Here is a 7,916-nt window from a genome sequence, read left to right on the forward strand (position 1 = left end):
TTGGGCAATGAATACGTACAGTCGTTCTCAGCTATTTATCCACGTATCGCTGAAGATATGAATGTGCCGATGATTCCGTTTTTCTTAGAAGGCGTAGGCGGCGATCCTGAGCTCAATCAAGCTGATGCTATTCATCCAACTAAAGAGGGTTATACCATCATTGTTGATAATAATATCTTGCCTGTGCTTAAGCCTGAAGTCGATAGAATGCTGCAATCTATGCAAGCAAACTCGCTTACTCCTGTAGAAACGTCTACCACTGAGACTGCGCAATGAGCCTAACAAAAGCTAATAATGTGAATCCTGCCTCTGACCAAGAGGTGCTACTACGCGCCACTGGCTTAACCAAAACGGTCTCAGTAGGCGAGCAATCGCTAGCGATTATTAAAGACGTCAGTATCCATGTTGAGGCCGGCGAGTTTGTGGTGATTATGGGTAAGTCCGGCTCAGGTAAATCAACCTTGCTTGGTTTGCTAGCAGCATTAGATTATCCCGATAGCGGCTCGGTTAAGCTTGGCGAGCAAACCTTAAGTAGCCTTGATGAAGATAAGCTCGCCGCTATTCGTCAGCGTGACATGGGCTTTGTGTTTCAATCCTTTCATTTATTGCCGACCTTAACCGTTGCAGAAAATATTGCTTTTCCGCTCGATATTGCCCGTCGTCCTGACAATGCGCGGGTTGATGAACTCATCGATGCGGTCGGACTTGGGCATCGGCGTGATAGTTTGCCTAATCAATTATCTGGCGGTGAACAGCAGCGTACCGCCGTCGCCCGCGCTTTGGTTTCGCGTCCCAAAATCGTCTTTGCTGATGAGCCTACCGGTAATTTGGACGAGCAAAATGCCGAGCAAGTTATGCAATTATTGTTAGATTTACGGCAACAAACCGGTTCGGCGCTGGTGGTGGTGACTCATGATCCAGCACTTGCCGAGATGGCGGATAGAGTCATTACCATGCATGATGGGGTGATAGACGGAACTTACGCCAATGGATAAGGTCACAAAAAACAATCAAACTGGTCATCGTGTCAATGATAATGCAGACACCACTAACAACATAATAAGTCAGCTTTTTGCATCCACATTAGGCACCAAAGCCCTGACCCGTAGCTGGTGGCGACGCTGGGTGTATCCCGTTTTATTCTTAATCACTCTAACCCTATCGCTCGCCACTTATCTGACTTTGGATTCGATTCAGCAAGCGGTGAATACCTACATCACGGACAATCAGCGCGCGCTGGTCGGTGGCGATTTGGTACTCGAGAGCAATCAAGAGTGGCCGGCGCAAGTATTAGAGCAAGTACGCAGCTTGCCTGAAACCCAAGTCGTTTATGACCATCAGTTTAGCTCCATGGCGGTGACCGAAGAGCAGACCTTATTGGTGCGCATTAAAGGCGTTACTCCTGCCTATCCCTTATATGGCGAAGCACAAACCGCCTCCGGCAAACCCTTATGGCAACAGCTAAGGCCGGACACCATCGTTATTGCGCCAGAGGTGTTACAAGGGTTAAATGCCGATGTTGGCGATACGGTTACTATTGGCGATGGGCAATTTACCATCAGCGATGTACTGACCAAAGAGCCAGACCGTCCCTTGAGCGCCTTTGATTTTGGCGGGCATGTATTGATGCAAGAGGACGCACTGGAGGCAACCAATCTGCTCGGTCAGCGTAGCCGCGTGCGTTACCGTATCGAGATGGCAGGTGACGAGGAAACCATATCCGCATTAAATGAGCAATTAGAGCAAACTTTAACCAGCTATCCTAACATCAGGCTTTCTGATATCGATAGCGAAGATACGCAGGTCTCGCGCATCTCTGACAATGTACTGATGTTTTTGAAATTACTGGTCATCGCGGTACTGCTATTATCGGCAGTCGCTATGTATGGCGTCATCACCGCCTTTGTCACCAAACAGCAAGCCAACAATGCCATCCGTATGGCGATGGGCGAACCTGCCCGTCAAATTAAAGCCAGTTACTATCGGCTGTTATTGAGCACCTCTATCATTGCCAGTGTTGCCGCTGTAGTGGTCAGTCTCGGGCTATTAAAAATCGGCCAGCCTTATCTCACCGCTATTTTGCCAGAAGACCTTGGTTTAGCGATTAGTCCCATTAGTATTATTAAAACGCTCATTATCGCTATTATATTGACGCTCGTGATTACCCAGCGCGGTCTTAATGAGCTGAGTACCACCAAACCCGCTACCCTACTTAATCAAGGCGCAAGCCAGCAATCGGGTAAACTGCCCCCTTGGTATAAAGGGTACAAACGCTTGCCCCTACTCTGGTACGGGGGGATGTTTATCGGTCTGTATTTATTCTTCACTTATGAAGTCGGCTCTTGGCGCTTATCAACGCAACTGCTTATCGGTTTAATTGGCTTTGTCGCTATCTTTTGGGCATTGGCACGCGGTTGGTTGTGGCTGTTATCACGCTTGGCGAAAAACAAAAACGTCAGCTGGATGCAGCGCATTGCTATTCATAATCTGGCGCGTAAAGGCAATCAATCCGCGCTATTCTTCGTCACGCTATCGCTATCGGTCGCGGTATTGACCCTGATTACTACTCTCAATCACAGTATTAATGCCCAGTTCGTCAACGCCTACCCTGAAGATGCGCCTAATATATTTTTGCTTGATGTGCAAAGCGAACAACATGACGCGATTAATAACATCATTGGCGCACCGGTCAGCTATTATCCGGTTATTCGCGCGCGTATCGTCACCGCGGGAGGCGTGGCGGCAGAAGATATCGATGCTGATGACGACTTCGATGAGCCGACGCGGGTGTTTAACTTAAGCTACGCCGACACGATTATGGACACCGAATACATCGTCGATGCGGTCACCAATGACGAGCTGTATAGCCCTATCGATGGTCAAGACCCGCAAATCTCAAAGCTACAACAAGTACAGCCCTTGTCTATCTTAGACGGCGCGGCTGAAATGCTTAATGTCGGTATGGGTGATGAAGTGGTGTTTAATATCCAAGGCATCGAGATAACTGGAGAGATTACCAGTATTCGCTCGCGCTTTGAGCGTGGCCCCAGTCCGTTCTTTTACTTTTTGTTCGAGCCTGAGCTATTAGCCGCCGCCCCGCAAATCCAGTTTGCCACCGCGCACATCCCTGAGGACAGTATCGCCGCGGTACAAGGTCAGCTGGTACGCGAATTCCCTGCCGTCACTACAGTTGATGGTACGGCTATCGCTGAGCAAATCCAAGGACTGGTGCAGCAGATGAGCCGCTTGGTCTATGTCTTCACCTTACTGGCACTGCTCACGGGTATTATGGTGCTCATTAGCTCGCTGCTGTCCACCTCACAAGACCGCATGCAAGAGAGCGCCTCGTTCCGATTGCTCGGTATGCAAAAGCGTGATTTATACCTGCTTAATATCTTGGAGATTGGTGTACTTGGGGTTAGCGCGGCGGTGTTTGCGATGACGATTGCCAGCGCTGGCTCGTGGTTTGCGATTACTCAGTGGTTTGATTTGCGCTTTAGCGTGCCGTGGACGAGCTTAGGTATTGGCGGCGGATTGCTGCTTGCCTTACTGCTGGGTATTGCGATTATTTATGTGAGATTGGTGATTGGGCGCGGGATTATGGCACGGGTCAGGGCGATGATTTAGTAGTCTCTTTTTATCTTATGTCTTAATAAACGTTGGCAACACACCTACACCTAAACGTAACTTTGTATCATCTGATAAGTTCTCAAAATGATCAAAAAGCCATTCTGCGAATGTGTTACCTCGCATTACATGAATGCCCTGCGTAAGAGCTTGCTCTGCCGTTTCATTATTAACATCTGCCGTAGTTATCATCCAACGTTGAACATGAGCATCATCATCACTATCATTATACTCATATGCCATTAATTGCTTGATAGCATGAGCGCTTGTTTCACCGCGATGATGTTTTGCTTGAATAAGTAAAGTAGGTGCAAAGGGATTACTTGAGGATTTTGCAATAATATCTACGTCAGCAATACCTGATTGATTTTTTTTACCTAATATTTCAACGTCTGTATAACCCTCTAACTGAAGCAACTCTTTAATAAGCTTTTCTAGCCCATACCCACCTGCATCGAGTCTTGTTTTACCGTGTCGAAGACGTTTAATTAGTTCATCTTTAAATGTTTCTTGTTCAGTTGCTAATATGTGTAAATATTCATTTTTCAATGAAAAATTATCTTTTTGAGCAATAAACTTATCTAATTCATTACTAAAATCTTTTAAATCTGCCACAGTTTGGCGAATTCTTAAGCGACGCTCTAAACCTTCAGTCAAATCACTTCGAGCAATACGTAGAAGCTTACCATTTGCTTGCTTTAAATAATTTACACTAATTTGGTTTGCTCCATGACCATCATCAAAATCTGGATCAAATGTTTTTTCGCCAGATACAACTGCTAAAAGAACACTTTTATAGCTAGGAACAACAATAACATCGCCTTGCTTTAGGTTAAAGAAGCGCTTGACTTGCTTTCTTGCGCGACTAAATCTAGGATGCTCGCTTTTAAGTTCTTTAATTAGGTCATCAGCGGTAGTAAATTGTGAAAAATCAACTTTACTCCAGCCAATACCAATTTTGTTCTGTTCAATTAAAGCTTTTGGCGTCCTTACCAATATATATTTTGTCATCTTAGTTTCCTTATAATATTGCTGTGTGTAAAAGCGATTTGTAACTCATTAATTTTAATGTGGCTCTATGGGATATATAAGACTGATATAAGTATCATTTAATGTATTCGTCATCGCCATACCATATAACGGCATATCATAGTCATCAACTTTCTGCTCAACTATCTCTATAACTTCACTAAAATACTTTAGACCCGTAAAGTTGGCTGAATGAGTGTAGAGCAGAAAATCTCTAATATTTCTTATAGGTAGTTTAGCTATAAACTCTTCTACTTCTTGTTTATTTTGCTCAGTAAAATCGTCTGATAGATAAAGTTTTGTTTCAGCATATTTTGTATATGAGTTTTGGTTAAAGAAATGGATGATATCGTTTAAGTCCATAGCAATGTAGCTTCCGTGTACACTTAGCATAGCTTGGAACTGATGTACAATTCTAGCGACTTCCTCAAGCTTACAGCAGATGACACTATTTATGATGTCACCAACTTCCATAAATCTATCACTAGTTCTTATACCAATCAGTAAATTCGCACTTGACTGCTCCTTTAATGCGCAAAGACTCTCTTTACTCCATTCGTCATTAAATAAAAAGAAAGCGCAGCAACAAGGTACGTTGAAGTCATCTTCAAGATGATACAGTTTAAATTGCGTGTTGAGTTTCAATTTTTTAAAAACTACTTTTGGTATAGCATACTTGGTTCCTGACGATTTGATTGGTTTAGTTTTGAGGTTAACTTCATCAAGTAAGTTGTGCATGCTATTCATTGTCATTCCTTTCATTATTTAAAACAAATCTACTCAAACCACAGCTACCGTAGCGTTGCCTTCTACTTTGCATACTTGCATTTTTATATCTTATAGTCAGTGTTATTAATTTATATCAGTATAAAAACTTGGAATGCTAACTTTGCGTCGCTTTTATTACTGCCTAACTGATGTAATTTAAATACAACTGAATTAACCGACTTTTTATAAGGCTGAAATTAACAATACCACGTTACCTGATAAAATACTTTATAGGTTGCCATAAATGGTTCAGTACTCAAACACCTATATCTATCAAGCTACCTGATTACTTATATAATTGACACACCATTTGCTATACTAGCCCAACTTTATCGGTTAAATACCCACTTATAACACCCTCCCAAACAGCATGGTAGCCTTATGAAATTCTCAAAGTTCGGTCAAAAGTTTATTCAGCCTACGGGCATCTCGCAATTGATGGATGATTTGGGCGATGCGCTCAAAAGCGATAAGCCCGTCAACATGCTGGGCGGTGGTAATCCAGCACGTATTGAAGCGGTCAATGAGTTGTTTTTAGAGACCTATCAAGCGCTGGGTAGCGACGGTAGCTTTAATAATAGTGAGGAGACCAATAGCACGGCGACGAGTAGCATGGCGAATTACTCCAACCCGCAGGGCGATGCCGCTTTTATCGATGCCTTGGTAGGCTTCTTTAATCGTCATTATGATTGGAATTTAACGTCAGAAAATATCGCCTTAACCAATGGCTCGCAAAATGCATTTTTCTATTTGTTTAATTTGTTTGGCGGGGCGTTCGTTGATGAGTCCAGTCAAGATAAAGACAATAAGTCGATAGATAAGTCGATTTTGCTACCGCTTGCCCCTGAGTATATTGGCTATAGCGATGTGCATGTTGAGGGTCAGCATTTTATGGCGGTGTTGCCGCATATCGATGAAGTGACTCATAATGGCGAAGCAGGCTTCTTTAAATATCGCGTGGATTTTGAGGCGTTGGAGAAGTTGCCCGCACTAAAGGAAGGTCGTATTGGCGCGATTTGTTGTTCGCGTCCGACTAATCCGACGGGCAATGTATTGACCGATGAGGAAATGGCGCATTTGGCGGAGATTGCCAAACGTTACGATGTACCGCTGATTATCGATAACGCTTATGGCATGCCCTTTCCTAATATTATTTATTCAGACGTCACCCTTAATTGGGATGACAATACCATTCTTTGTTTTAGCCTGTCTAAAATTGGCTTGCCCGGCGTGCGTACGGGTATTATCGTTGCCGCTCCCGAAGTTATCGAAGCGGTTAGTGCGATGAATGCGGTGGTCAATCTCTCGCCCACACGCTTTGGGGCTTCTATTGCTACGCCACTGATGAAAAACGATGCTATTAAAGACTTATCTGACAATGAGATTAAGCCATTTTATCAGCAGCAAGCGAAAACCGCAGTTGCGCTACTTAAAAAGGAACTGGGGGATTATCCGCTATCGATTCATAAGCCTGAGGGCGCGATATTTTTATGGTTATGGTTTAAGGATTTACCGATTACCACGCTTGAGTTGTATGAACGTTTGAAGGAAAAAGGCACGCTTATTGTGCCAAGCCAGTACTTCTTTCCCGGCGTTGATGTTGATAACTACAAACACGCGCATGAATGTATTCGTATGAGTATTGCCGCTGATGAAGACACTTTAGAGAAAGGAATTGCAGTGATTGGTGAGGTGGTTCGTGGGATTTATGATATGGCTAAGTGAGTCCGTAAAAACTAAAGTAGGCGTAGGGTGCGTTTCACGCACCAGTTGTAGGCTATTACCTGTAATCGGTGCGCGCGGCGCACCCTACAAAGGCTAAAGCAGTTGAGTATTATTCACCCTATTTTTTGAGTTTGATATAACAGCACAGACAGAAAAACGGACTATCAAATAGTCCGTTTTTTATACTACGACCCTAAGAAAACGATCTAGCCAAGCTCTTTTAGCAAAGCTTTAGCACTCATTTTACCAAACTCATTAGCCGCTAGAGGCCCGTCACCTGAGATTAGCTTTCTATCTTGATGCGTCTGTCCTGAGGCGAGCTTATTGCTAATCGTGACGCCTAAATCTTCTAACTTTTCTGCAAAGTACCAAGGCATAGGTCCAGGCAAATAACCGATTTTTGGCATTTGCTTATCCATTATAGTTGGGAAGGCGACCATTTTGTAACCTTTAAAAATAAAGTCTTGGTTAGCGTCATCGTCTTGATCTAAGTTATCAGGACTCTCTAAATTAGCCGCTAGTAGAGCCGCTGGTCCATGACATATTGCTAAGGTAAACAGATCCTTGTCATGACCCCAACGCAGCAATTCACCCAGATTGTAATCTTCAGGTAAGCCTAGCATCGCACCATGACCACCGGGGATAAAGATCGCGGCATAATCGTCATTATTTGCCATATCATTTTTGACAAAGTCAGCGATACTTTTTGGCTTATTCAGCTTGGACTCGTACTCAGCGTAAATCTCTTTAACGTCTTTGTCATCCTC

At 43.8% G+C, this 7,916-nt stretch carries 7 protein-coding genes; 4 read left to right on the top strand and 3 right to left on the bottom strand.

Annotation, left to right across the window (positions count from 1 at the left end):
- From ACTXGO_RS07305 to ACTXGO_RS07315, 3 genes are all read left to right on the top strand, one after another.
- Positions 1 to 276, top strand: a 276-nt coding sequence (locus tag ACTXGO_RS07305) for an SGNH/GDSL hydrolase family protein (RefSeq protein ID WP_459112918.1), incomplete at its 5' end; no start/stop codon positions are given.
- The gene (locus ACTXGO_RS07310; RefSeq protein WP_443573877.1) at positions 273 to 995 is read left to right on the top strand and encodes an ABC transporter ATP-binding protein; all 723 of its coding nucleotides are present in this window, start codon (positions 273 to 275) and stop codon (positions 993 to 995) included. The genes ACTXGO_RS07305 and ACTXGO_RS07310, both read left to right, overlap by 4 nt.
- Complete coding sequence (locus ACTXGO_RS07315) at positions 988 to 3,627, top strand: ABC transporter permease (RefSeq protein WP_443573879.1); 2,640 nt, start codon at positions 988 to 990, stop codon at positions 3,625 to 3,627. Before ACTXGO_RS07310 ends, ACTXGO_RS07315 begins: the two co-directional genes overlap by 8 nt.
- Positions 3,628 to 3,642: 15 nt before the next feature.
- On the opposite strand, the gene ACTXGO_RS07320 is transcribed toward ACTXGO_RS07315, so the two are convergent.
- The gene (locus ACTXGO_RS07320) at positions 3,643 to 4,638 is read right to left on the bottom strand and encodes a restriction endonuclease (RefSeq protein ID WP_443573881.1); all 996 of its coding nucleotides are present in this window, start codon (positions 4,636 to 4,638) and stop codon (positions 3,643 to 3,645) included.
- A gap of 54 nt (positions 4,639 to 4,692) precedes the next feature.
- Positions 4,693 to 5,403 carry a hypothetical protein gene (locus ACTXGO_RS07325; protein ID WP_443573883.1) on the bottom strand — a complete coding sequence of 237 codons (711 nt, stop codon included), beginning with the start codon at positions 5,401 to 5,403 and terminating at the stop codon, positions 4,693 to 4,695.
- A gap of 402 nt (positions 5,404 to 5,805) precedes the next feature.
- Here ACTXGO_RS07325 and ACTXGO_RS07330 point away from each other — a divergent pair, with 402 nt between their 5' ends.
- Positions 5,806 to 7,149: a valine--pyruvate transaminase gene (locus ACTXGO_RS07330; protein WP_443573885.1), complete on the top strand. Its 1,344-nt coding sequence runs from the start codon at positions 5,806 to 5,808 to the stop codon at positions 7,147 to 7,149.
- A gap of 206 nt (positions 7,150 to 7,355) precedes the next feature.
- On the opposite strand, the gene ACTXGO_RS07335 is transcribed toward ACTXGO_RS07330, so the two are convergent.
- Positions 7,356 to 7,916, bottom strand: a 561-nt coding sequence (locus ACTXGO_RS07335) for a DJ-1/PfpI family protein (protein ID WP_443573886.1), incomplete at its 5' end; no start/stop codon positions are given.

It is taken from the genome of Psychrobacter sp. T6-1 (assembly GCF_052258445.1).